Genomic DNA, 23288 nt, shown 5'->3' on the forward strand with positions numbered 1-23288 from the left:
CGGTCTGTCAAAGTATAAAGACTAGCGCGCTGGCGCCTGCCGTCCTAGTCTCGATATAACTGGAGCTGCTTATGCTATGGCGCATAAAGCTCTGGCCGATCCCACATTAGGAGGCTTTAACGATGAGTAGCTTACGGACAGCAGTACCCGTGATTGTGATGACCACCTTTCTGGCCGGCTGCGCAGGGGTGCAGAAACAAGATTGGCCCAGCTGCGCGGCTGTTGGCGGCGTAACCGGCGCCGCGTTGGGCGCGATAGAAAGCAGCACCTACACAGGTTATGGCGCATTGATTGGTGGCGGCATGGCTGCAGCCTACTGCTGGGCCAATGGCACCGAGCAGGAGACTGTCGCCGTGGTTGAAACGGTTGAGCCTGCACCGATGGCTGAGCCGGAGCCCGAGCCTGTGATGGAGGCTGTACGGGTTGAGCTGGACGTAAAATTCGACTTCGACAAAGCCACCATCCGTCAGGACGCATACGATGACATCGAAGTGCTTGCTGACTTCATGAAGCAGTACGACCAGACCTCGACGACTGTAGAGGGTCACACCGATTCCATCGGTACTGACGCTTATAACCAGCGTCTGTCCATGCAGCGTGCCGAGTCCGTTCGCGATGCACTGGTCAATCGCTACGGTGTTGAAGCCAACCGTCTTGAAGCGGTGGGCTATGGTGAGTCGCGTCCGGTCGCTGATAACTCGACCGAGCTGGGCCGTGCCATCAACCGTCGCGTTGAGGCGTCGGTCGAAGCGCGTCCGTAACGCAGGCTCTGTAAAAAAACCGGGTTGTATGACCCGGTTTTCTTGTTTCAATTGGCCGCCTCAGAACAAGGGGCGCGCGCTTGCCAGCGCGACCACAGCCAGACCCAGCAGTAGATTAATGCCGACAAGCTTGCGGATCTGGCCCAATGCAGCGCCACCTTCCGGCCAGTTCTGCGCGGTGATCGCGCGCTTGAGTTGGGGCAGCTGCAGCAGCTGTATGCGCAAGAACAGGGCGAGCATCACCAGGAACATCCCGGCCATGATGTGGACGTAGCGAGGCGCAGCCTCCAGCCCGTCGAAGCGCATGTGCCACATACCGATACCACTTATCGGAAGCACCAGCACCGTAACCCAGACCCATCGAAAGAAGCGGCGAAACACTTCGGCCCAAAGCTTCAGCCGTTCCGGTGCCTGTAGTGCGGAAACAGCCGCTGGGCGCAGGACCATCCAGGCGAAGAACATGCCTCCCACCCAGATCACAGCGGCCAGTACATGTAGTGAATAGAGCGCGGCGAATGCGGTCATGGGAAATCTCCGGTGGCGGTCGAGGAAACGCGCGTTATCATAGCCACCCTCCAGAAATACTGAAAATATATACAGCATCCGCGCCCATGCTCAGCACTGAACTCAAGTCCCAGATCCAGGGCGCCTACTCCCAGTTTCTCGAAGCTAAGGGCCTCAAGCCCCGTTATGGCCAGCGTCTGATGATCGCCGAAGTGGCGAAAGTGCTCGGCGCGATCAAGGCCGACGATGAGGGGCGGCGCGATGGGGAACCCGCCATCGTCGCGGTCGAGGCTGGCACTGGCACCGGCAAGACTGTCGCCTATAGCCTGGCTGCCATTCCGACGGCCAAAGCGGCGGGCAAGCGCTTGGTGATCGCAACGGCTACGATCGCGTTGCAAGAACAGATTGTGCACAAGGATCTGCCGGATCTGATGCGCAACAGCGGCCTGAGCTTTTCCTTTGCTCTGGCCAAGGGACGCGGTCGTTATCTTTGCCTGTCCAAACTCGACGCACTGCTGCAGGAAGGGCAGGCGCAGAGCGCAACCGCTCAATTGTTCGAAGAAGAGGGCTTTCGCATCGATGTGGACGAGCGGAGCGAAAAGCTCTTCGGAAGCATGATCGAGAAGCTCGCAGGCAATCGCTGGGATGGTGATCGCGACAGTTGGCCTGAAGAGTTGGCTGATCCCGACTGGGCGCGCCTGACCACGGATCACAGTCAATGCACTGGGCGCCACTGCCCCAACTTTCAGCAGTGCGCCTTCTACAAAGCGCGCGAAGGCATGACCAAGGTTGACGTCATCGTCACCAATCATGACATGGTGCTCGCAGACCTCGCGTTGGGTGGTGGGGCGGTGCTGCCCGATCCGCGCGACACACTCTATGTCTTTGACGAAGGCCATCATCTGCCGGATAAGGCGATCGGGCATTTCGCTCATTTCACCCGCCTGCGTTCTACCGCCGAGTGGCTTGCCCAGGTCGAAAAGAACCTGACCAAGCTGCTCGCCCAGCATCCGCTGCCGGGCGATCTCGGCCGGCTGATCGAGGCGGTTCCTGAAATCGCCCGAGACCTTCGCAGTCAACAGCAATTCATGTTCAGTGCCTGCGAACAGCTGGCTGACTTCCGAGCCGGGGAAGACATGGAGGGCCGCGAGCGGCCTCGTCATCGGTTCGTGGGTGGTGTGGTTCCGGAGCATCTGATCGAGCTGGGTATCGAGCTGAAAAAGGGCTTCGCCAAGCTGAACGATCTGTTCACCCGGCTGACCGAGTTGCTCAAAGAGGCGATGGATGGCGAAACGGGTGTGGGCATCGCCAGCCATCAAGCCGAGGAGTGGTATCCATTATTCGGCAGTCTGCTCACTCGGGCCCAGGGCAACTGGGAGCTGTGGACAGCCTTCACGGTCGACGATCCAGAAGACAGCCCACCCATGGCGCGCTGGCTGACACTGGCCGATGGTGGCGCTCTGTTCGATATTGAAGTCAACGCCAGTCCGATCCTGGCGGCCGAGACGTTGCGCCGCAATCTGTGGAACGTCTGCTACGGCGCGCTGGTAACTTCGGCCACGCTCACCGCACTGAACAGTTTCGATCGCTACCGCATGCGTGCCGGGTTGCCACGTTGTGCTGTTACGGCGGTGGTGCCGAGCCCGTTCCATCATGCCGACGCTGGCGTACTGAGAGTGCCCGATCTCAAGGCCGACCCGCGGGATGCCGCTGCACACACGGCGGCGATCGTGCGGGATCTGCCGCAGCTGGTGGAAGCTTCACGCGGTACGCTGGTACTTTTTTCGTCGCGCAAACAGATGCAGGACGTTTTCGACGGGCTGGAGCGGGACTGGCGACGGCGGGTACTCATTCAGGGCAATCTGTCCAAGCAGGAGACGCTTAACAAGCACAAAGCGCGCGTGGACGATGGCGAGAAGAGCGTGCTCTTCGGGCTCGCCAGCTTTGCAGAGGGCGTCGACCTCCCTGGTGCGTATTGCGAACACGTGGTGATTGCCAAGATTCCGTTTGCAGTACCCGATGACCCGGTCGAAGCAGCGTTGGCGGAGTGGATCGAAGCGCGAGGCGGTAATCCCTTCATGGAAATCGCCGTACCTGATGCCTCCTTGCGCCTCGTACAGGCCTGCGGAAGGCTGCTACGTACTGAGGAGGACCGCGGCACGATCACGCTGCTGGATCGCCGGGTCGTCACGCAGCGCTACGGAAAGGCCATCCTCAATGCGTTGCCGCCGTTCCGCCGCGAGATCGGTTAGTGGCATGTTGGCCTAGCGAGCAACATGCGCCGTTATTCAAGTGAATGATTGTCTCTTCAGCGAACTCGAATTTGTTTGCCAGATTCGGTGTGACTGGAACAATGCGCTGAATCCATCAGCCTGGTAAGGAGCACAAACGTGCAGATTCAGGGGTATATCGACCTTCGTTTCGAAGCGGTCAGGGACGCATTCAGCGAGCTTTTCGTGCGGACCCAGCAGCGTGGCGCCGCGGTTTGTGTGAAGGTTGGTGGCGAAACCGTCGTCGATCTGTGGGCTGGCGTTGCAGATAATGCCGGTGAACAGGCTTGGCAGAGCGACACCCTGGTCAATCTGTTTTCTTGCACCAAGACGTTCACCGCGGTGGCTGCCCTGCAGTTAGTCGCGGAGGGCAAGCTGCAGCTGGATGAGCCGGTTGCCCGTGTGTGGCCGGAATTTGGTGTCAACGGCAAACAGGACATCACGCTACGGCAACTGCTCAGCCACCAGGCTGGGTTGCCGGCAGTTCGCCAGCCACTACCGCCCGAAGCTCTGTACGACTGGGAAACGATGGCTGCGGCGCTCGCAGCCGAGACACCCTGGTGGACGCCCGGCGAAGGGCACGGCTACGCCGCAATCACCTATGGTTGGTTGCTAGGCGAACTGATTCGCCGCGCCGACGGCCGTGAGCCGGGTGAAGCGATAGTGGCGCGTACCGCTCGGCCTTTGGGACTCGATTTCCATATCGGTCTGGCCGATAGCGAGTTTGATCGAGTCGGCTATCTGACACGGGAGAAAAACAACCTTGGCGATGCGGCAGCCCAACGGGTAATCAAAGCCCTGATGTGCGATCCGCAATCGCTCACGGCTCTCGCCTTTACCAATCCACCGTCGATCATGAACAGCGCGAATAAGCCGGAGTGGCGTCGAATGGCACAGCCGGCTGCCAACGGGCATGGTAATGCGCGATCATTAGCAGGCTTTTATGACGGCCTGTTGCGTGGGGAGCTGCTTGATTACCAGCTGCTGGACGAGATGACGCGAGAACACTGCATCGGTGAGGACCGCACGCTGCTCACCCGGACTCGTTTCGCGCTAGGCTGCTGGCTAGACCAGCCGGACGTTGAGAACGCCACCTTCGGAATGGGGCCGGGCGCCTTCGGCCACCCGGGGGCCGGCGGTTGCATCGGTTTCGCCGATCCTCAGCGCGAAGTGGCCTTCGGCTTTGTCACCAACACGATGGGGCCTTACGTGCTGATGGATCCACGCGCGCAATCTCTGGCACGTGTAGTCAAGGCATGTATCGGTTGAACCACTCGTCTGTTTGGCTGGGTGAGACTTTGCAGAACAAGGACCTGCGTCCACAATTTGAGTCAAATCCTTGCTTAAGCTGCGTGCTCAACCCACGCAGTTTGTTTTCGCAACCCTCTTCCACGGAAATTGGCTCATGAACCTGCTGAAAAGCGCCTCTCTTGTACTCTGTATGGTCATTGCCGGCTGCAGCTCCAACGACGACAAGCCGGTGGAAGTGGTTGCTGCGCCGAGTCCTGTGATTGACGCTGCCTGGTTGGATGGGTACGAGCCGCGCCTTCGCGATGCGTTGAAGGACAGTCATTTCGAGCTTGAGCGCCGTGAGGGCGTATTAGTGGTCACCGCACCCGTCGATGGCTCCTTCAACCCGGACCGCCCCGGCATGCTGCTGCCTGTAACGCTTGGTCCGCTCAGTCGGGTGGCGAAATTGGTGGAAGGCGACGAGAAGACCGCCGTGGTTGTGGTTGGCCATGCTGACAGTACGGGACCGACCGATCTCAATCGCGACATCAGCCGCCAGCGTGCCGGAGCCATAGCGGCAATTTTCCGGCTGAGTGGCTTGAAACACGACCGGCTGCGCATTCGTGGGCTGGGTTCAGATATGCCGCGTGCTTCAAACGAGCACGAAGAAGGCCGTGCTCTGAACAGGCGTGTCGAGATGGTCTTGGCTCCTCAGCCAACCTTGCTGGCACTGATTACCCAGTACAGCGAGGCGCCTGCCAAGCCGACCCAAGTCGCTGCCGCAGAAGTCAGCAAAGCCAAATAACCCGGTGCTCTGTCATCGACCCGCTGCCCGTTCGGCCTACTTTTGCGTTGAATCAAGCGGGGTAACGCATAGAGCCGGTAAGCTTTGGCTTCAACTGTCTTCCAGGAAACCAGCGATGACCCAATCCTTGGCCGATATGCGCCGCGATTACACGCGTGACGGACTCAGTGAAGTGAACGCGCCGGAAGAGCCGTTCGAACTCTTTCGGCAGTGGTTTCAGGATGCGGTGCAAACGGAGCAGCCGCCAGTCGAACCGAATGCCATGACCTTGGCGACGGTAGACGCCGAGGGTCGCCCCCATTGCCGAGTGCTTCTGCTCAAAGCATTGGATGAACGTGGCTTCACCTTTTTCAGCAACTATGACAGTGCCAAGGCCGAGCAGCTGGAAGCATGTCCGTTCGCTGCGATGACCTTCTTCTGGCCCAGCCTGGAGCGTCAGGTACGTATCGAGGGGCGGGTCGAGAAGGTCAGCGCGGCCGAGTCGGATGCTTACTATCAGGTGCGTCCGCTGGGTAGCCGCCTTGGCGCTTGGGCTTCACCCCAAAGCCATGTGATTCGCGATCGTGCCGAGCTTGAACGGCTTCTCGCCGAGACGGAGCAGCGCTTTCTGGACCAGGCCCCGCATTGCCCTCCTCATTGGGGCGGTTATCGTTTGCTGCCGGAGCGAATGGAGTTCTGGCAGGGACGTCCCAGCCGTCTGCATGACCGGCTCAACTATCGACGCCTGGCCAGCAACTGGCAGCGCGAGCGTCTGGCGCCCTGAGCCGAGGGCTCAGCTTTTGATCAGAGGCCGGTTGCGGCCTCTTTTTCATGTCAGCGCTCGTTGTAGAGCGCTAATTCGCTTTCCAGCCATGCTTGCAAGTCCTTACGTTTGACGCGCGCATCTTTCGCAGCTGAAAGGCGCTGCAAGACCCACGCTCGCTTCTGTGGGTCATCTCCTGCCAACGAAAGCGCCAGGTCCCGTTCCGCCCAGCGTCTGAATCGGATGAACAGCCAGGCATGGAAAACCAGCCCGGCCAGCGTAACGATGGTGATAATGAAGTAGTCCATGGATAGTCTCGAGTACAGCTTGAGCGAGCGCCCTGCATGCGGGACGGGATCGCCTCGGGTAAAGTACGGTCCTAGTTGAATGAATGCTGAGTCAGGTCGAGGCGGTTGCCAAGTGTTTCTTCGCCGCACCGACTGACCACGGTCGGGTTCAACCTCGTTTCCCAGGAGAGTACCTATGCGCCACTCTATCGTTGTTGCTTCGTTCACCGTCGTGGCGCTTGCCGTCGGCGGTTGTACTTCCAACCTTACCGGGGATAGCTATTCCCGCGACGAGGCGCGGACCGTCCAGACGGTACGTTATGGCACGATCGAGTCATTGCGCCCGGTCAAGCTCGAAGGGACCAAGACCCCGATCGGTACCGGCGCAGGCGCTGTGGTCGGTGGTATTGCTGGTAGCGGGGTTGGCGGCGGTCGGGGCAGTGCCGTGGCGGCGGTGATCGGCGCACTGGCCGGCGGTATGCTCGGTTCAGCAGCGGAGGAGGGCATCACACGGGCTCAAGGCGTTGAAATCACGGTGCGTGAGGATGACGGCAACATGCGCGCCTATGTTCAGGAAGTCGAGCCCAATCAGGTGTTTCGTGTCGGTCAGCGCGTACGAATCATGACGGTCAATGGCACCAGCCGTATCGCACCCTGATACCGTTCGTGTCGGCCGGGGGAGCGTTAGCAACGGGCTGTCGCGGACGCCAGTCAGATGCTATGAATCGCAGGCGACTTTTCTAAGCGGGTTGGGAGACAGGGCGCAGCCTGAATGCCGGCTGATACGGTGTTCAGGCTGCGCTTTTTGTTTTTCGAAATACTTGAATCCATGACGTTGCTACGGTCGGTATGGATAATCGGCGCACACCGCCATGCCCCTTCGGGCTGCGAAAGGGCCGACCAAGGGATATAACTGCCGTGCGCACGCACGGCTTAAGGGGTTTTACTCATGGCGCTTGCGCTGATCATCGCGTTGCCATTCCTGGGCATATGCCTGCCGTTGCTGCTTGAGCGGTTTGGGCGATCTGCCTGTGCATTCGGTGCCGGTCTGGCCCCATTGCTGGCGTTGGCATTGCTGTTGTCCAAGCGTGCCGCCGTGTTTGGCGGCGAGACGGAAGTCCAGACCCTGCCCTGGCTTCCCGAACTGGGGTTGAATCTCAGTTTGAGGTTGGACGGTCTGGGATTTCTCTTTGCGCTGTTGATTCTCGGCATCGGCCTGCTCGTCATCCTTTATGCACGCTATTACCTGTCGAAGAGCGAGCCGATGGGGCGCTTTTTCGGCTTCTTTCTATTGTTCATGGGCGCCATGCTCGGTGTGGTGCTAGCTGAAAACCTTCTGTTGATGTTGATGTTCTGGGAGCTGACCAGCCTTTCGTCGTTCCTGTTGATTGGTTTTTGGAATCACCGCTCCGATGCACGCCAGGGCGCGCGCATGGCCCTCGCAATTACAGGAGGCGGCGGGCTAGCGCTGTTGGCGGGTATTTTGCTGATCGGGCATATCGTCGGCAGCTACGAGCTAAGCACTGTCTTGGCGTCGGGTGATTTGATCCGCGCCAGCGGCTTGTATCCGCTGACCTTGATTCTGATTCTGCTCGGTGTATTTACCAAATCGGCGCAGTTTCCGTTTCACTTCTGGTTGCCACAGGCGATGGCGGCGCCCACCCCTGTATCGGCATTTCTGCACTCCGCGACCATGGTCAAGGCTGGCGTGTTTCTGTTGGCGCGGATGTACCCGGCCCTTTCCGATTCGGAATGGTGGTTTTATCTGGTCAGTTTGACGGGCTTGGCGACGTTGCTGATCGGCGCGGTCATGGCGCTCTTCCAGCACGACCTGAAAGGGTTGCTGGCGTATTCGACCATCAGTCACCTGGGACTGATCACTTTGCTGTTCGGTCTCGACTCACGCCTCGGGCCGGTGGCTGCGATCTTCCATATCATCAATCACGCAACGTTCAAGGCTTCGTTGTTCATGGCCGCGGGGATCATTGACCACGAGACCGGAACTCGCGATATGCGGCGAATCAACGGCATGTTGAAGTACATGCCGCATACGGCGGCGCTGGCAATTGTGGCGTCGCTGGCGATGGCCGGCGTGCCGCTGCTAAATGGCTTTCTCAGCAAGGAGATGTTCTTTGCCGAGACGCTCGACCAGCATCTGTTGGGTAGCTTTTACTGGACAATCCCGGCTCTGGCGACGCTGGCGAGCGCCTTTTCAGTCGCTTACTCGCTGCGCTTCGTGCATGACGTGTTTTTCAACGGCGAACCGATCGACCTGCCCAAATATCCGCCGCATGAGCCGGCGCGGTACATGAAGATTCCCGTTGAGATCCTCGTGTTGCTTTGCCTGCTGGTGGGTACCTTGCCGGCCTACACTGTCGCACCTTTGTTGGCTGCGGCTGTTGCCGGCAGCCTGGGCGGTGACGTTCCTGACTACAGCCTGGCCATATGGCATGGCTTCAACCTTCCCTTGGCGATGAGTTTCGTAGCGCTGGGCGGTGGCCTGTTGATCTACTCGATGCGCAAGTGGGCGTTTCGCTGGTATGAAGGGCTGCCGCGTGTCGATTCGCTGCAGGTCTTTGCTCAGGTGGTCAGCGGCATAGCTGCAACGGCGCGCTGGGTGACCGAGCGCATGGAGAACGGATCGTTGCAGCGGTATCTGGTGCTGATGCTGGTCAGCTCGCTGCTGGTAGTTGTGTATGCCTTGACCCCCCTACAAGCGCTGCGCGGCACTGTACCGCTGACGCCGCTGGACGGCATCACCGTTGTCGGGATGCTGTTGCTCGCCCTGGCGTCGGTAATGACGGTGATCTTTCACCGCAGACGTCTCATGGCGCTGATGGTGCTCAGTGTGGTGGGGTTGTTGGTCGCCCTGGTGTTCGCCCGCTACTCGGCACCGGATCTGGCCTTGACTCAGATTTCAGTTGAGGTAGTGACTATCATCCTGCTGATCCTGGCCTTGTTTTTCATGCCTGACCGTACGCCGGTCGAGTCGAGTAGTCTGCGCAGTTTCCGCGATCTGATCATTGCGTCGGCCTTTGGCACCATGGTGGCCTTGCTTGCCTATGCGGTCTTGAGTCGGCCGTATGACAGCATTGCCTCGTTCTTTCTCGAGAACAGCGTATCCGGAGGCGGTGGAACCAACGTGGTCAACGTCATCCTGGTCGACTTCCGTGGCTTCGATACTCTGGGCGAGATCGCCGTGTTGGCAATTGCCGCAGTAGGGATCTATGGCCTGCTTCATGGCTTGCATCTGCCTCACCCGGTCAGGGATTACGGCGGCCGGCTATGGTCCACCGACAGGCACCCGATGGTCCTCGACACGCTGTCGCGCGTGCTGTTGCCGATGGCGCTGTTGGTGTCGGTATTCATCTTTTTGCGCGGCCATAATCTCCCTGGGGGTGGCTTCATCGCTGGGCTCATTACAGCAGTCGCCCTGATTCTGCAGTACATCTCTCATGGTGTGGTCTGGGCGCAGCAGCGTCAGCCGTTCAGCTATCACGGCGTGGCCGGGCTTGGTGTGCTGATTGCCGGTCTGACCGGGCTCGGCAGTTGGTTGTTCGGTCGGCCCTTCCTGACCTCGGCCTTCGGCCATTTTCATCTTCCGTTGATTGGCGACTTTGAGCTGGCAACCGCGATGCTGTTCGATCTCGGTGTGTATTTGGCTGTTGTAGGGGCAACGCTGCTGATTCTTTCCAACCTCGGTCATGTCAGTCAGGACGAGTCGTGCAAGGAGGTGGTTTGATGGAAATCGTCTATGCGGTCACGTTGGGCGTGATGATGACAAGTGGCGTGTATTTGCTGCTACGTGCACGGATATTTCCGGTGGTCATGGGGCTGACCTTGATTTCATATGCAGTGAATCTCTTCATATTCGCCATGGGGCGTCTTTCGACAGGGGTTCCGGCAATCATCGGGGCGAGCGCCGAGTACGGTGATCCCTTGCCGCAAGCCTTGGTATTGACTGCAATCGTCATAGGCTTCGCCATGACCGCATTCGTTGTGGTACTGGCCCTTCGCGGTCTGGGCGAGCTGCGTACCGATCATGTTGATGGTCGGGAGCCGGGCAAATGAATCATGCGTTGATCATGCCGATCCTGCTGCCCCTGTTGGTCGGGTGCAGTTTGCTGTTGATTCATCGCCGTGGCGCATCGCTTAAGCGTTTGCTATCAGTAACCGCCACCTGGCTGCTGGTGCCGCTGGCCTTGTGGCTGGCCTGGCAGGCAAATGCTGGCGAGCTGTCCGTGTATCGTCTCGGTGACTGGCAGCCGCCGTTCGGCATCATGCTGTTGCTGGATCGGCTGAGTGCCTTGATGTTGCTGGTGACCGCGGTGCTTGCTGGCTTTTCGGTGCTTTATGCCGCGCGTGGAGATGACGAGCGCGGCCCGAACTTCCATGCGTTGTTTCAGTTCCAGCTGGCAGGCATCAACGGCGCTTTTCTGACTGGTGATCTGTTTAATCTCTTCGTGTTCTTCGAGATCCTGTTGATCTCGTCCTACGCGCTGTTGCTTCATGGCCACGGCGCGAAGCGCGTGCAGGCGGGCATCCACTACGTTGTGCTGAACCTGCTGGGTTCATCGCTGTTTCTGATCGGCGTCAGCATGCTTTATGGCCTGACCGGAACCTTGAACATGGCCGACTTGGCGGGGCGGGTGAGTGCGGCCGACCCGGCCGACGCGCCGCTTCTCGCTGCGGCGGGCTACTTGTTGCTAGTGGTTTTCGCACTGAAGGGCGCGATTCTGCCGCTGTATTTCTGGCTACCACGAGCCTACGCCGCGGCGACTGCGCCAGTGGCGGCGTTGTTCGCGATCATGACCAAGCTTGGGCTCTACGCCATCGTGCGAGTCTTCACACTGATTTTCGGCAGCGAAGCGGGTGTGCTGAGCAACATGGTCCTCGACTGGTTGTGGCCACTAGCGATGCTCACGCTGATCGGCGGCGTACTGGGTGCGCTGGCGGCCCGCAACCTGCAGGTCCTGCTGTCCTATCTGGTGGTGGTTTCGGTGGGCACCCTGCTGGCCGGCATCGCGCTGGGGTCGGAGGTGGGCCTCAGTGCTGCCCTGTATTACTTGGTGCACAGCACTCTGGTTTCCGGGGGCTTGTTCCTGCTCGCTGACCTCATTGCTCGCCAGCGCGGCGATATGGCCTCAGAGCTGCTTTCGGCACCAGCGCTCAAGCAGCCATTGATGCTGGGGGCATTGTTTTTTGCCGGTGCGATTTCGATCGCCGGGCTCCCGCCTTTTTCAGGATTCATCGGCAAGGTGATGCTGCTGCAGGCTGTGCCTGCTGGGGTCGACGCCCTGCTGCTGTGGCCTGTGGTGCTGGTGGGCGGGTTAGGGATGGTCATCGCGCTAAGCCGAGCCGGCAGTATGGTCTTCTGGCGGCCAAGTGAGGCGGTCAGCGTCGGGCGACCTGCGGATCGAGTGCGCGTGGTGGCCAGTTTCGGATTGCTGTTGGGAAGCGTGTTGTTGGTCGTGGTGGCGCAGCCGATTCAGGCCTATATGCAAGCGACGGCAGCGCAGCTGTTCGATCTGGGGCCTTATATGCAAATCATTCGGGGAGGTGAGGCATGAAGTCCCGCCTGCTTCCCAATCCCGCGCTAACCTTGCTGCTGGCGCTGCTCTGGTTGCTTCTCAGTAATGCGCTAAGCGTGGGGCATCTGGTGCTTGGACTGGTTCTGGGTTGGGCGATTCCTTTGTTGGTGCAGGGGTTTCTGGTCGATCTGCCGAAGGTCCGCCGCCCGTTGAAGCTTTGCCTGTTCCTGTTAAAGGTCTGTTACGACATCGTCGTGGCCAACGTCAGCGTGGCCAAGCTGGTGCTCAGTTCTCGGGACCGGCTGCGGCCTGCCTTCGTCGAAGTGCCGATGGCGATCGAGCATCCGTTCGTTCTCGCTGTGCTGACCAGCATCATCTCGCTGACCCCAGGGACGGTATCGGCTGCTTTGCGGCCCGGCCACAAGATGCTGTTGATCCACGCGCTGGATGCGCCCGACACGGAAGCGCTGGTGGCCGAGGTGAAAAACCGGTACGAAACACCGCTGCTGGAGATTTTCGAATGCTCACGTACGTAATTCCGCTGTGCATGGCGATCATTGGAATCGCAGCGATCCTGAATGTGGTGCGGCTGGTCCAGGGGCCCGACATGCCTGATCGGGTGTTGGCGCTCGACACCCTGTACATCAATGCGTTGGCCTTGATCGTCTTGTTTGGCATCTGGCTCACGTCCGACCTGTTCTTCGAGGCTGCTCTGCTCATCGCGGTGATGGGCTTCGTCAGTACCGTGGCAGTGGGGAAACACCTGTTGCACGGTGAGATCATCGACTGAGGAGGCTGCATGCCATTCTGGATAGAGCTGCTGGTAAGCGCATTTCTAATAGTGGGAAGCGTGTTTGCCCTGGTAGGCGCGATCGGTTTGTATCGTCTTCCTGATTTCTTTACGCGTTTGCATGGCCCAACCAAGGCGACCACGCTTGGAGTCGGTGGGATCGTCATCGCTTCGATGATCTTCTTCAGTAATCAGGGCAACGGCCTCAGCGTCCATGAGGTGCTGATCACCCTGTTTCTGTTTTTGACCGCACCAGTCAGCGCGCATGTGCTGGCGAAGGCAGCCATGCAGCAGAGGCTGCCCTACACAGAGAAAACCCGAGGCAAGCCCTGGGATTGACTCAGGCCCCGGCGATATTCGCTACCGCCTCGTCGCAGAGGCAGGATGCCGTTGCTGATTAGATGACGATGCTGCTAGGTGAGGGCTGATGCTCGTTGTCCTGGGTCAACTGCTTGATCATTGCCTGCTGCAAGCGAGTGCATAGCTGCGGGTCTGACAAAGGCTGGTTGTCTGCATTGGTGACGAAGAAAACGTCCTCTACACGCTCGCCCAGCGTGGCGATCTTGGCATTCTGTACCGAGAGATCAAAGTCCAGAAACAGTTGGCCGATGCGCGCCAGTAGCCCGGGGCGGTCTGGTGCAACGACCTCGATGATCGTTTGCGGGCGCTGCATGTCGTTGTGAATGGTGACCTGCGGCGGGAACGCGAAATGCTTGAGCTGTCGCGGTACGCGTTTCTGAATGATGGTCAGATAATCAGCCGGGTTCCGCAGCGCGGTGATCAGCCCTTGTCGAATTTCTTCTGTGCGCTCGGGGTCGTTGCCGATGGGTGAACCGTCGGCGTCCAGCACGATGTAGGTGTCCAGCGTGAACTGGCTGCTCGAGGTAATGATTCGGGCGTCGTGAATGTTCAGGTTCAGCTGGTCCATGGCCGCGACGGTCACGGCGAAGAAGTCATGCTGATCTGGCGCATAGATAAAGATCTGAGTGCCACCTTCGAATTCACGCTGGGTGGTTTCCTTGATCAGGACCAGCGGACCGCCGTCGCTCGGGTGCTCGATGATGGCTTCGGTGTGCCAGGCCACATCGACCGAGCTGTGACGCATGAAATAGTCATCGCCCAGCTGCGACCATAGTTGTTCAGCATCATCTGGATCGGTTCCGTTGCGCACCAGGCTGTCGAGTGCGGCTCGCTGGGTCTGGCGAATCTGCTCCTCACGCCCAAGTGGGTTTTCCAGGCCACGCTTGAGGGCGCGTTTGGTTTCGGTGTACAGCTGGCGCAGCAGACTTGCCCGCCAGGAATTCCAGAGTGTCGGGTTGGTTGCATTGATGTCTGCAACAGTCAGCACATACAGGTAATCGAGGTGGGTTTCGTCACCTACCTGCTGGGCAAAGTCGTTGATTACCTGAGGATCCGACAGGTCCTTGCGCTGGGCGGTCGTTGACATCACAAGATGGTTCTCGACCAGCCATACCACCAGGCGCGTGTCCCATGCAGGCAGCTTGTGGCGTACACAGAATTCCTGCGCATCCACTGCGCCCAGCTCCGAATGGTCGCCGCCACGGCCCTTGGCGATATCGTGATAGAGCCCGGCGATGTAGATGAGCTCCGGTTTGGGTAGCCGTTCCACCAATTTGCTGGCCAGTGGATACTTTTCGGCGACTCCGGGTTTGCTCAGTTTGCGCAGGTACTTGATGACGTTGAGCGTATGGGCATCGACCGTGTAGATATGAAAGAGGTCATGCTGCATCTGCCCGACGATATGGCCGAACTCGGGCAAATACCGCCCGAGAATGCCGTAGCGATTCATGCGCCGCAGATTGCGGTGGATGCCTTCCTTGCATTTGAACAGCTCGATGAACAGGCTGGTGTTGCGGATGTCGCTGCGAAACTCGTCGTCGATCAGATGCCGGTGGTCCCTGAGTAGGCGGATGGTCTCCGCTCGTACACCCTGAATGTCGGGATGTTGGGCCAGCAGTACGAAGATCTCCAGTATCGCGAAGGGCCTGCGCTTGAACACTGAATCATCGGCTACTTCCAGATAGCCGTCGCGCACCAGGAAGCGGCTGTTGAGCGGCACCGCATCGCCGCTGTCGCCTTCCCAGAGGATTACCTCGGCGAAGTGCTGTCCGACCAGGTCGCTTAGCTCTGAAATGCTCATCACGACGCGGTAGTACTTCTGCATGAAGCGCTCGATCGCCAGCTTGGCATCGCTGTCTTCGTAGCCAAGGAGGGCGGCGAGACTGCGCTGGTGGTCGAACAGCAGGCGATCCTCCGCGCGTCCGGCCAGCATGTGAAGCCCGTAACGGACACGCCAGATGAACTCCTGCCCGGCCACCAGCAGTGAGTATTCGCCTTCGGTCAGGAATCCCTGATCAAGGATAGCGCTGAGATTCAAACTACCGAACTGGCGCCGCGCTATCCACAGAATGGTCTGTATGTCACGCAGCCCGCCAGGGGAGCCTTTGACGTTTGGCTCCAGGTTGTACTCGGTATTGTTGTACTTCGAATGGCGGGTGGCCTGCTCGTTACGCTTGGCAAGAAAGAATTCCTTGCTGGGCCACATTTCTGAAGGGCTGGTGACCTTCAGCATGTTCTGGCGCAGGCGTTCGGGGCCGGCGATCGTGCGGCTCTCCATGAGGTTGGTGATGACGGTCAAGTCTGCACGTGCCTCCTCGGCACACTCCTGCACCGAACGCACACTCTGGCCAACTTCCAGGCCGATGTCCCAGAGCAGCGTTAGAAATCGCTCGATGGCGTCCCGAAAAATTTCCTGATCGTTATTATCGAGGAGGATCAGCAGATCAATATCGGAATAGGGGTGCAGTTCGCCGCGCCCATAGCCGCCTACCGCGACCAGCGCGATCTGTGCTTCGTTGCTCCAGTCGAAGCGGCCCCAGGCGGCGCGCAGGATCTGGTCAACGAACCAGGCGCGGCCTTCGATCAGGCTACGGATATCCTGGCCGGCGAGGAAGCGCGCATCGAGCACCTCTCTGGCCTTGCGAATGACTTTCTTGAAGGCGGCGATGGGGCTGGCCTTAAGTGCCAGTTCAGCCTGGAACTGGCTGCGGTCGAACAATTCGGAATCAACCTGAGGCATACCGTCGCCCTCCGTCAAAGCATCAAAAATATCAGGGCGATGTGCGGGCTATGGTGTCATCGCTGCGAAGGGTGAAGATCTCATAGCCATCTGCAGTGACCACAAGGGTGTGTTCCCATTGGGCGGATAGCTTGCGGTCCTTGGTAATCGCTGTCCAGCCGTCGCCAAGCAGACGGGTTTCTGACCGGCCCTGGTTGATCATTGGTTCAATGGTGAAGGTCATCCCTTCCTTTAGCTCAAGACCGGTCCCAGCTCGGCCGTAGTGCAGCACCTGCGGCTCTTCGTGGAAAACCTTGCCGATGCCATGTCCGCAGTACTCGCGGACGACGGAGAAACCGTTCTTCTCGGCGTGCTTCTGAATCACTTCACCAATGTCGCCAAGGCGCGCACCGGGGCGGACCACTTCGATCCCTTTATAAAGGCACTCCTGCGTTACCTTGCAGAGTCGCTCGGCCCACTCTGGCGCTTTGCCGACAATGAACATTCTGCTGGTATCGCCGTGGTAGCCGTCCTTGATGACCGTGATGTCGATGTTGAGGATGTCACCGTCTTTGAGCGGCTTGTCGTTCGGGATGCCATGGCATACGACGTGGTTGATTGAGGTGCAGATCGATTTGGGGTAGCCCTTGTAGTTGAGCGGGGCAGGTACAGCCTGTTGCACGTTGACGATGTGGTCGTGGCAGATGCGGTCCAGTTCTTCGGTGGTGACGCCCGACTTGACGTGATCACCGATCATTTCCAGCACCTCGGCGGCCAGGCGGCCGGCAATGCGCATTTTCTCGATGTCTTCAGGCGTCTTGATGGAAACAGTCATGCAACCCTCTTGGCGCCAAGAGGCGCAGGCGAATAGATATAAGCGGCAAATGATAAACCAAAGAGGGCGTGGCCTGCAGGCGGCCCTGGCGGCTCCGGCAAACAGAGGCAGCCTTGATAACTTCATTCAATGTCAGCACGCGCTAGCCTCCGATGCTTGCTTGTGCTATAAAACGCGCCGCTCTGCGGGACTACCTGCCGAGCCTGACCCCACACACGTGTCGACACGGTATCCTGGGTGCTCGCAAGAGTTGGATATCGGGACGCGTGGAGGCCTAACCCGACTTATCTGAGGAACTCTCATGTCTCAAGTCACTATGCGCGATATGCTGAAGGCCGGTGTGCACTTCGGCCACCAGACCCGTTACTGGAACCCGAAGATGAATAAGTACATCTTTGGCGCGCGTAACAAGATCCATATCATCAACCTTGAGAAAACCCTGCCGATGTTCAACGACGCTCTGCGCTTCGTTGAGAAGCTGGCTGCAGGCAAGAACAAGATTCTGTTCGTTGGCACCAAGCGTTCCGCTGGCAAGATCGTTCGCGAAGAAGCTGCTCGTTGTGGCTCGCCGTACGTCGATCATCGCTGGTTGGGCGGCATGCTGACCAACTACAAGACCATTCGCGCCTCGATCAAGCGTCTACGTGAGCTGGAAACCCAGGCTCAGGACGGCACCTTCGAGAAGCTGACCAAGAAAGAAGCGCTGATGCGTACTCGCGATCTGGAAAAGCTGGATCGTAGCCTCGGCGGCATCAAGGACATGGGCGGCCTGCCGGACGCCATGTTCGTTGTTGACGTTGATCACGAGCGCATTGCTATCTCCGAAGCCAACAAGCTGGGTATTCCGGTTATCGGCATCGTTGATACCAACAGCAGCCCGGAAGGCGTCGACTACATCATCCCTGGTAATGATGACGCCATCCGTGCCGTGCAACTCTATCTCGGCTCCATGGCGGACGCTGTGCTGCGTGGTCGTCAGAACAATGCTGGCGGTGCTGACGAGTTCGTCGAAGAGGCAGCTGCCGAGGCCGCTCAAGGCTGAGCGCATCTGTCGCCTAGCTGATACCCGTTGAACAGAAAGGGGGCTATGCCCCCTTTTTGCCAATTCCGAATTGATCGCCCGAGTTGAGGGCATGATCGACAATCGAATCGAGAGGATTTGCGAACATGGCAGAGATCACTGCAGCCCTGGTTAAAGAACTGCGCGAGCGCACTGGCCAAGGCATGATGGATTGCAAAAAGGCGCTCACCGCTGCTGGTGGCGACATCGAGAAAGCCATTGATGACATGCGTGCTGCGGGTGCCATCAAGGCCGCCAAGAAGGCTGGCAACATCGCTGCAGAAGGCGCTATTGCGGTTAAGGTTGCTGATGACAACAAGCGTGCCGTGATTATCGAAGTCAACTCGCAGACCGACTTTCTGGCCCTGCAGGACGACTTCAAGAATTTCGTCAGCAACAGCGTCGAGAAGGCTTTTGCCGAGAAGATGACCGATGCTGCGCCGCTGGTTGCAGCTCAGGAAACTGATCGTGAAGCGCTGGTTGCCAAGTGCGGAGAGAACGTCAATATCCGCCGCCTGACTACCGTTGAGGCGGATCTGGTAGGTGCTTATCTGCACGGTCACCGTATCGGTGTGCTCGTTGCGCTGAAGGGTGGTAGCGTTGAGTTGGCGAAGGAAATCGCCATGCACGTCGCTGCTAGCAACCCGCAGTTCCTGGATCCGTCGCAGGTCTCCGAAGAGGCTGTTGCAAAGGAAAAGGAAATCTTCCTGGCATTGAACGAAGACAAGATCAAAGGCAAGCCGGCCGAAATCGTCGAGAAGATGGTTGCAGGCCGTATCAGCAAGTTTCTTGCTGAAGCCAGCCTGGTCGAACAGGCCTTCGTCAAGGATCCGGACGTCAAGGTCGGTGAGCTGGCTAAGAAGGCTGGTGCCGAAATCGTTTCCTTCGTGCGTTACGAAGTAGGTGAAGGCATCGAGCGCGCCGAGGTCGACTTTGCTGCTGAAGTCGCCGCTCAGGTAGCTGCCACCAAGCAATAAGACGCTTCTGCTGTCCTCAAAGAGGCTGCCCGCTTACGCGCGCGGCCTCTTTGTCGGATTGGAGGGTTGAAATGTTTTTCGCCAATGCGACGGTCACCGCTTGGCACCAACGCGATACTGCGCTGTCATAGCGCAGACATTTTTTCCGGCTGCAGGCCAGCCTAGTCATACAAATGCCGCAGGAGAGACAACGCCAATGGCTCAGCAGATGAGTGCACGCAATCCTCGCTATAAACGCATTCTGCTCAAATTAAGCGGCGAGGCCCTTATGGGGTCCGAGGACTTTGGCATCGATCCCAAGGTGCTTGATCGCATGGCCTTGGAAGTTGGTCAGTTAGTGGGCATCGGCGTAGAGGTTGGCCTGGTCATTGGTGGCGGCAACCTCTTCCGTGGTGCTGCGCTGTCTGCTGCGGGCATGGACCGTGTAACTGGCGACCACATGGGCATGCTCGCTACGGTCATGAATTCCCTGGCCATGCGTGACGCCTTGGAGCGCTCAAACATTCCCGCACTGGTCATGTCGGCGATTTCGATGGTCGGTGTTACTGACCATTACGACCGCCGCAAGGCGATGCGTCACCTGAAGAGCGGCGAAGTGGTGATCTTCTCCGCGGGCACCGGCAATCCGTTCTTTACCACCGATTCGGCCGCCTGCCTGCGTGCCATCGAGATTCATGCCGATGTGGTGCTCAAAGCCACCAAGGTTGACGGTGTTTATACGGCGGACCCATTCAAGGATCCGAATGCCGAAAAGTTCGAACAGCTGACTTATGATGATGTGCTTGACCGCAAGCTGGGCGTCATGGACCTGACCGCCATCTGCCTGTGCCGCGACCACAACATGCCGCTGCGGGTGTTCAATATGAACAAGCCCGGTGCCCTGCTCAATATTGTGCTTGGCGGCGCCGAAGGAACCCTGATCGAGGAGCAGTATCAATGATCAACGAGATCAAGCAAGACGCACAGGAACGCATGAAGAAAACCCTGGAATCGCTGGGGCACGCGTTCGCCAAGATTCGTACCGGTCGTGCTCATCCGAGTATTCTCGACGGCGTTATGGTGTCTTATTACGGTAGTGACACGCCTCTGCGCCAGATAGCCAACGTAACCGCGGAAGACTCGCGCACTCTGGCCCTTACGGTCTTCGATCGAGGCATGATTCAGGCTGTCGAAAAGGCGATCATGACGTCTGATCTCGGCCTGAATCCTGCCACGGCTGGCACTACCATCCGCGTGCCGATGCCTGCGCTTACTGAAGAGACCCGTAAGGGGTACACCAAGCAGGCGCGTTCGGAGGCCGAGAATGCTCGTGTCGCCGTGCGCAATATCCGTCGCGATGCCATTGCTCAGTTGAAGGATCTGGTGAAGGAGAAGGAAATCAGCGAAGACGAGGAACGACGCGGACAGGACGACGTTCAAAAGCTGACCGACAAGTACGTTGCGGAGATCGACAAGGCGCTTGAAGGTAAGGAAAACGACCTGATGGCTGTTTGATGTCGCTGTACCGGACTTCGTCCGTACTGCACACGTCGGAGTGCGCCGAGCCAAGCAGGGTCGCGGCGCGAGGGGCTAACCAGTCGTATCCCCGGAAGCTGCCGCTGGCGGTTTCTCCCATTGTTCGCAGCGTGATTGAGCGCAGGTAGAGTCGTTTCATGGATAAGGTCAGGCAGATTGCCGGGCGGAATGTACCCCGTCATGTCGCAGTCATCATGGATGGTAACAATCGCTGGGCGAAGCGTCGTCTCTTGCCCGGCGTGGCTGGGCACAAGGCCGGTGTAGATGCGGTGCGAGCCGTTATCGAGGTCTGCGCTGAGGCAGGTGTTGAGGTGCTTACGCTGTTTGCCTTTTCCAGTGAGAACTGGCAAAGGCCTGCTGAAGAGGTTGGGGCTCTGATGGAGCTCTTTCTGACTGCTCTACGCCGCGAAGCGCGCAAGCTCAATGAAAATGGCATCAGCTTGCGAATCATTGGTGATCGCTCTCGCTTTCATCCGGAGTTGCAGGCAGCAATGCTTGAGGCTGAGAGGATGACCGCGGGAGCAGGCCGTTTCGTGCTTCAAGTGGCTGCCAACTATGGCGGCCAATGGGACATACTCCAAGCCGCACAGCGATTGGCTCACGAAGCGCAGGAGGGTCGCCTGAATCCGGATGAGGTCACGCCTGCCGTCTTTCAGCGCTATCTGGCAACTGGTGACATGCCTCCGCCGGACCTCTGCATTCGTACCGGGGGTGAGCGGCGCATCAGCAATTTCCTTTTATGGCAGCTGGCTTACGCTGAGTTGTATTTCTCGGACCTGTATTGGCCCGATTTCAAGCACGACGCTATGCGTACTGCATTGGCCGATTTCGCCAAGCGTCAACGACGTTTCGGTAAGACCGGGGATCAGGTAGAAATAGAGGTTCGAGCTGAATGCTGAAGCATCGCATCATCACGGCAGCCATCCTTCTTCCGATCGCACTGATTGGGTTTTTCCTTCTTGAGGGTCTCGCTTTTGCGTTGTTCATAGGCCTCGTAGTAGTGCTTGGGGGCTGGGAGTGGGCGCGTCTAGCGGGGTTCGAGGCTCAGGCGGTCCGGATTCTTTATGCGGCGGCGGTCGCTCTTCTGCTTGCTGGGCTGTATTCGGCTCCCGTCTTGGCATCATGGTTGCTAGCGATCAGCGTGGTCTGGTGGCTGGCGGCTGCGGCGTTGGTGGTCAGCTATCCCAGAAGGCAGCGGCACTGGGGTGGGCGTGCCGGCAGCCTGTTTATCGGATTGCTGATTCTGTTGCCCGCCTGGCAGGGTCTGGTTTTGCTGAAACAGTGGCCGCAAGGCAATTGGCTGATCGTTGCTGTGATGGTACTGGTCTGGGGCGCTGATATCGGTGCCTATGCGGCAGGCAAGACCTTTGGTCGTCGCAAGCTCGCTCCGCAGGTCAGTCCGGGCAAGAGTTGGGAGGGGATGATTGGTGGCCTGGTTACCAGCCTGCTGATTACGTTTTCTGTTGGTCTCTATCAGTCCTGGTCCACACGTGAGCTAGTGCTCGCTCTGTTGGGTGCGGCTCTGGTAGTGGTCATTTCCGTTGTTGGTGATCTGACCGAAAGCATGTTCAAGCGCAGCTCTGGTATCAAGGATAGCAGCCAGCTGCTTCCAGGGCACGGTGGCGTGATGGATCGTATCGACAGCTTGACAGCTGCGGTACCCGTATTCACGGTTCTGCTATGGCTCGCCGGTTGGGGTGCATGGTGAGTGGCCCGCTGCAGGTAACAATTCTTGGCGCGACCGGTTCCATCGGGCTGAGCACGCTTGATGTCATCGCCCGTCATCCCGAGCGTTACCGGGCTTTTGCGCTTACTGCATTCAGTCGCATCGCCGAGTTGCGTGAGCTGTGCCGACTGCACCATCCCCGGTATGCCGTAGTGGCTGATAGCAGCAGGGCTCGTGTGCTGCAGGAGCAACTCGACAGCGATAGCGTCAAAACCCGGGTGCTGGTAGGTGAGGGTGGTCTGAGTGAGGTTGCAGCGCATCCCGAGGTCGATGTGGTTATGGCCGCGATTGTTGGTGCGGCCGGTTTGCGTCCGACGCTCTCGGCGGTTCAAGCCAGCAAGCGGGTTCTGTTAGCGAACAAAGAAGCGCTGGTCATGTCCGGCGCGCTGTTCATGCAGGCGCTACACGACAGCGAGGCGGTGTTGCTGCCCATCGACAGCGAGCACAACGCCATATTCCAATGTCTGCCTGGCAATTATGCTGCCGGCCTGAGCCGTGTTGGCGTCCGGCGAATTCTGCTTACCGCCTCAGGTGGGCCGTTCCGTCAACTGCCTCTGGAGCAGCTCGCTGCTGTGTCTGCTGATCAGGCCTGTGCTCACCCGAACTGGTCCATGGGTCGCAAGATTTCGGTCGATTCGGCGAGCATGATGAACAAGGGGCTTGAGCTCATCGAGGCTTGCTGGCTGTTCGATGCTCGGCCGGACCAGGTCGAGGTCGTGATTCACCCGCAAAGCGTCATCCACTCGATGGTCGACTACGTCGACGGTTCGGTCTTGGCTCAGCTGGGTAACCCCGACATGCGCACACCTATTGCACATGCGTTGGCCTGGCCGGAGCGGATCGACTCAGGCGTATCTGCCCTGGACCTGCTTCAGGTGACCCGTCTGGATTTCGAGGCCCCCGACCAGCACAGATTTCCGTGTCTTCGGATCGCCCGACAGGCCGCTCAGGACGGCGGAACGGCGCCTGCGATGCTCAATGCCGCAAATGAGGTGGCTGTGGATGCTTTCCTGAACGGCCGCATTCGCTTCACTGAAATCGCGAGTATTATCGAGGACGTTCTCGATCAGGAGGCTTCGGTTCCGGCTCGTTGCCTTGCTGACGTGTTTGCCGCCGATACGCAGGCTCGCAAGCTTGCTTCGAGCTGGTTGCAAACCCGCGATCGATAGTGATCAA

23 protein-coding genes are annotated in these 23288 nt (G+C 58.8%); 19 read left to right on the plus strand and 4 right to left on the minus strand.

The annotated features are described in order from the left end of the window. The first annotated feature begins 122 nt into the window (after positions 1-122). Positions 123-761: an OmpA family protein gene (locus tag ACSSNI_RS09605; RefSeq protein ID WP_465250172.1), complete on the plus strand. Its 639-nt coding sequence runs from the start codon at positions 123-125 to the stop codon at positions 759-761. 60 nt (positions 762-821) lie between these two features. On the opposite strand, the gene ACSSNI_RS09610 is transcribed toward ACSSNI_RS09605, so the two are convergent. Then, positions 822-1286 carry a CopD family protein gene (locus tag ACSSNI_RS09610; RefSeq protein WP_200637620.1) on the minus strand — a complete coding sequence of 155 codons (465 nt, stop codon included), beginning with the start codon at positions 1284-1286 and terminating at the stop codon, positions 822-824. An 86-nt stretch (positions 1287-1372) separates the two neighbouring features. On the opposite strand from ACSSNI_RS09610, the gene dinG reads away from it, so the two are divergent. The 4 genes from dinG to pdxH all read left to right on the plus strand — a co-directional run bounded on the left by dinG (position 1373) and on the right by pdxH (position 6333). Further along, entirely contained in the window at positions 1373-3517 is a 2145-nt protein-coding gene (gene dinG, locus ACSSNI_RS09615) for an ATP-dependent DNA helicase DinG (protein ID WP_200637622.1), read from the plus strand. Positions 3518-3655: 138 nt separating this feature from the next. Continuing rightward, positions 3656-4804 carry a serine hydrolase domain-containing protein gene (locus ACSSNI_RS09620; RefSeq protein WP_200637624.1) on the plus strand — a complete coding sequence of 383 codons (1149 nt, stop codon included), beginning with the start codon at positions 3656-3658 and terminating at the stop codon, positions 4802-4804. Positions 4805-4940: 136 nt separating this feature from the next. Beyond that, the gene (locus tag ACSSNI_RS09625; RefSeq protein WP_148924620.1) at positions 4941-5570 is read left to right on the plus strand and encodes an OmpA family protein; all 630 of its coding nucleotides are present in this window, start codon (positions 4941-4943) and stop codon (positions 5568-5570) included. A 115-nt stretch (positions 5571-5685) separates the two neighbouring features. Further along, complete coding sequence (gene pdxH / locus ACSSNI_RS09630; RefSeq protein ID WP_102834906.1) at positions 5686-6333, plus strand: pyridoxamine 5'-phosphate oxidase; 648 nt, start codon at positions 5686-5688, stop codon at positions 6331-6333. 50 nt (positions 6334-6383) lie between these two features. On the opposite strand, the gene ACSSNI_RS09635 is transcribed toward pdxH, so the two are convergent. Further along, positions 6384-6620 (minus strand): hypothetical protein, encoded by a 237-nt coding sequence (locus tag ACSSNI_RS09635; protein ID WP_200637626.1) that lies wholly within the window; start codon positions 6618-6620, stop codon positions 6384-6386. Between the two features lie 175 nt (positions 6621-6795). Between ACSSNI_RS09635 and ACSSNI_RS09640 the strand changes: the two genes are divergently transcribed. The 7 genes from ACSSNI_RS09640 to ACSSNI_RS09670 all read left to right on the plus strand — a co-directional run bounded on the left by ACSSNI_RS09640 (position 6796) and on the right by ACSSNI_RS09670 (position 13259). After that, positions 6796-7257, plus strand: a complete 462-nt coding sequence (locus tag ACSSNI_RS09640; protein WP_102834904.1) for an outer membrane lipoprotein — start codon at positions 6796-6798, stop codon at positions 7255-7257. A 291-nt stretch (positions 7258-7548) separates the two neighbouring features. Continuing rightward, positions 7549-10341 carry a monovalent cation/H+ antiporter subunit A gene (locus ACSSNI_RS09645; protein WP_200637628.1) on the plus strand — a complete coding sequence of 931 codons (2793 nt, stop codon included), beginning with the start codon at positions 7549-7551 and terminating at the stop codon, positions 10339-10341. After that, on the plus strand, positions 10341-10670 hold the full coding sequence (locus ACSSNI_RS09650) for a Na+/H+ antiporter subunit C (RefSeq protein ID WP_102834902.1): 330 nt from the start codon (positions 10341-10343) through the stop codon (positions 10668-10670). The genes ACSSNI_RS09645 and ACSSNI_RS09650 overlap by 1 nt, the downstream gene beginning before the upstream one ends. Continuing rightward, positions 10667-12169, plus strand: coding sequence for a monovalent cation/H+ antiporter subunit D (locus ACSSNI_RS09655; protein ID WP_200637630.1), 1503 nt, complete (start codon positions 10667-10669; stop codon positions 12167-12169). Before ACSSNI_RS09650 ends, ACSSNI_RS09655 begins: the two co-directional genes overlap by 4 nt. Then, entirely contained in the window at positions 12166-12666 is a 501-nt protein-coding gene (locus ACSSNI_RS09660; RefSeq protein WP_200637631.1) for a Na+/H+ antiporter subunit E, read from the plus strand. Before ACSSNI_RS09655 ends, ACSSNI_RS09660 begins: the two co-directional genes overlap by 4 nt. Next, positions 12651-12920, plus strand: coding sequence for a K+/H+ antiporter subunit F (locus tag ACSSNI_RS09665; protein WP_200637634.1), 270 nt, complete (start codon positions 12651-12653; stop codon positions 12918-12920). The genes ACSSNI_RS09660 and ACSSNI_RS09665 overlap by 16 nt, the downstream gene beginning before the upstream one ends. A gap of 9 nt (positions 12921-12929) precedes the next feature. Further along, on the plus strand, positions 12930-13259 hold the full coding sequence (locus tag ACSSNI_RS09670) for a Na+/H+ antiporter subunit G (RefSeq protein ID WP_102834898.1): 330 nt from the start codon (positions 12930-12932) through the stop codon (positions 13257-13259). A gap of 58 nt (positions 13260-13317) precedes the next feature. On the opposite strand, the gene ACSSNI_RS09675 is transcribed toward ACSSNI_RS09670, so the two are convergent. Together ACSSNI_RS09675 and map are read right to left on the minus strand one after the other, a co-directional pair. After that, positions 13318-16020 carry a [protein-PII] uridylyltransferase gene (locus ACSSNI_RS09675; RefSeq protein WP_200637640.1) on the minus strand — a complete coding sequence of 901 codons (2703 nt, stop codon included), beginning with the start codon at positions 16018-16020 and terminating at the stop codon, positions 13318-13320. A gap of 31 nt (positions 16021-16051) precedes the next feature. After that, complete coding sequence (map, locus tag ACSSNI_RS09680; RefSeq protein WP_200637642.1) at positions 16052-16834, minus strand: type I methionyl aminopeptidase; 783 nt, start codon at positions 16832-16834, stop codon at positions 16052-16054. Positions 16835-17135: 301 nt separating this feature from the next. On the opposite strand from map, the gene rpsB reads away from it, so the two are divergent. The 7 genes from rpsB to ispC all read left to right on the plus strand — a co-directional run bounded on the left by rpsB (position 17136) and on the right by ispC (position 23281). Continuing rightward, on the plus strand, positions 17136-17876 hold the full coding sequence (rpsB, locus tag ACSSNI_RS09685) for a 30S ribosomal protein S2 (protein WP_102834894.1): 741 nt from the start codon (positions 17136-17138) through the stop codon (positions 17874-17876). Between the two features lie 125 nt (positions 17877-18001). Beyond that, on the plus strand, positions 18002-18871 hold the full coding sequence (tsf, locus tag ACSSNI_RS09690) for a translation elongation factor Ts (RefSeq protein WP_200637645.1): 870 nt from the start codon (positions 18002-18004) through the stop codon (positions 18869-18871). A 196-nt stretch (positions 18872-19067) separates the two neighbouring features. Further along, positions 19068-19811 (plus strand): UMP kinase, encoded by a 744-nt coding sequence (pyrH, locus tag ACSSNI_RS09695; protein WP_045429014.1) that lies wholly within the window; start codon positions 19068-19070, stop codon positions 19809-19811. Continuing rightward, positions 19808-20365, plus strand: a complete 558-nt coding sequence (gene frr / locus ACSSNI_RS09700; protein WP_025240920.1) for a ribosome recycling factor — start codon at positions 19808-19810, stop codon at positions 20363-20365. The genes pyrH and frr overlap by 4 nt, the downstream gene beginning before the upstream one ends. 158 nt (positions 20366-20523) lie before the next feature. Then, positions 20524-21285, plus strand: coding sequence for a polyprenyl diphosphate synthase (uppS, locus tag ACSSNI_RS09705; RefSeq protein WP_200637647.1), 762 nt, complete (start codon positions 20524-20526; stop codon positions 21283-21285). Continuing rightward, the gene (locus ACSSNI_RS09710) at positions 21279-22094 is read left to right on the plus strand and encodes a phosphatidate cytidylyltransferase (protein WP_448259192.1); all 816 of its coding nucleotides are present in this window, start codon (positions 21279-21281) and stop codon (positions 22092-22094) included. The genes uppS and ACSSNI_RS09710 overlap by 7 nt, the downstream gene beginning before the upstream one ends. Next, positions 22067-23281, plus strand: coding sequence for a 1-deoxy-D-xylulose-5-phosphate reductoisomerase (gene ispC, locus ACSSNI_RS09715; RefSeq protein ID WP_234484440.1), 1215 nt, complete (start codon positions 22067-22069; stop codon positions 23279-23281). The genes ACSSNI_RS09710 and ispC overlap by 28 nt, the downstream gene beginning before the upstream one ends. The last annotated feature ends 7 nt before the right edge of the window (positions 23282-23288 follow it).

It is taken from the genome of Stutzerimonas tianxiuensis, from assembly GCF_053470365.1.

What these genes read in the sequence shown, in the direction of transcription:
- ACSSNI_RS09650 (WP_102834902.1), top strand. Translation starts at nt 10,341, where the DNA reads ATGGAAATCGTCTATGCGGTCACGTTGGGCGTGATGATGACAAGTGGC.
- ACSSNI_RS09625 (WP_148924620.1), top strand. Translation starts at nt 4,941, where the DNA reads ATGAACCTGCTGAAAAGCGCCTCTCTTGTACTCTGTATGGTCATTGCC.
- tsf (WP_200637645.1), top strand. Translation starts at nt 18,002, where the DNA reads ATGGCAGAGATCACTGCAGCCCTGGTTAAAGAACTGCGCGAGCGCACT.
- ACSSNI_RS09655 (WP_200637630.1), top strand. Translation starts at nt 10,667, where the DNA reads ATGAATCATGCGTTGATCATGCCGATCCTGCTGCCCCTGTTGGTCGGG.
- ACSSNI_RS09640 (WP_102834904.1), top strand. Translation starts at nt 6,796, where the DNA reads ATGCGCCACTCTATCGTTGTTGCTTCGTTCACCGTCGTGGCGCTTGCC.
- pdxH (WP_102834906.1), top strand. Translation starts at nt 5,686, where the DNA reads ATGACCCAATCCTTGGCCGATATGCGCCGCGATTACACGCGTGACGGA.
- ACSSNI_RS09665 (WP_200637634.1), top strand. Translation starts at nt 12,651, where the DNA reads ATGCTCACGTACGTAATTCCGCTGTGCATGGCGATCATTGGAATCGCA.
- ACSSNI_RS09710 (WP_448259192.1), top strand. Translation starts at nt 21,279, where the DNA reads ATGCTGAAGCATCGCATCATCACGGCAGCCATCCTTCTTCCGATCGCA.
- dinG (WP_200637622.1), top strand. Translation starts at nt 1,373, where the DNA reads ATGCTCAGCACTGAACTCAAGTCCCAGATCCAGGGCGCCTACTCCCAG.
- ACSSNI_RS09675 (WP_200637640.1), bottom strand. Translation starts at nt 16,020, where the DNA reads ATGCCTCAGGTTGATTCCGAATTGTTCGACCGCAGCCAGTTCCAGGCT.
- ACSSNI_RS09670 (WP_102834898.1), top strand. Translation starts at nt 12,930, where the DNA reads ATGCCATTCTGGATAGAGCTGCTGGTAAGCGCATTTCTAATAGTGGGA.
- ispC (WP_234484440.1), top strand. Translation starts at nt 22,067, where the DNA reads ATGGCTCGCCGGTTGGGGTGCATGGTGAGTGGCCCGCTGCAGGTAACA.
- frr (WP_025240920.1), top strand. Translation starts at nt 19,808, where the DNA reads ATGATCAACGAGATCAAGCAAGACGCACAGGAACGCATGAAGAAAACC.
- ACSSNI_RS09605 (WP_465250172.1), top strand. Translation starts at nt 123, where the DNA reads ATGAGTAGCTTACGGACAGCAGTACCCGTGATTGTGATGACCACCTTT.
- map (WP_200637642.1), bottom strand. Translation starts at nt 16,834, where the DNA reads ATGACTGTTTCCATCAAGACGCCTGAAGACATCGAGAAAATGCGCATT.
- rpsB (WP_102834894.1), top strand. Translation starts at nt 17,136, where the DNA reads ATGTCTCAAGTCACTATGCGCGATATGCTGAAGGCCGGTGTGCACTTC.
- ACSSNI_RS09660 (WP_200637631.1), top strand. Translation starts at nt 12,166, where the DNA reads ATGAAGTCCCGCCTGCTTCCCAATCCCGCGCTAACCTTGCTGCTGGCG.
- pyrH (WP_045429014.1), top strand. Translation starts at nt 19,068, where the DNA reads ATGGCTCAGCAGATGAGTGCACGCAATCCTCGCTATAAACGCATTCTG.
- ACSSNI_RS09635 (WP_200637626.1), bottom strand. Translation starts at nt 6,620, where the DNA reads ATGGACTACTTCATTATCACCATCGTTACGCTGGCCGGGCTGGTTTTC.
- ACSSNI_RS09610 (WP_200637620.1), bottom strand. Translation starts at nt 1,286, where the DNA reads ATGACCGCATTCGCCGCGCTCTATTCACTACATGTACTGGCCGCTGTG.
- ACSSNI_RS09645 (WP_200637628.1), top strand. Translation starts at nt 7,549, where the DNA reads ATGGCGCTTGCGCTGATCATCGCGTTGCCATTCCTGGGCATATGCCTG.
- uppS (WP_200637647.1), top strand. Translation starts at nt 20,524, where the DNA reads ATGGATAAGGTCAGGCAGATTGCCGGGCGGAATGTACCCCGTCATGTC.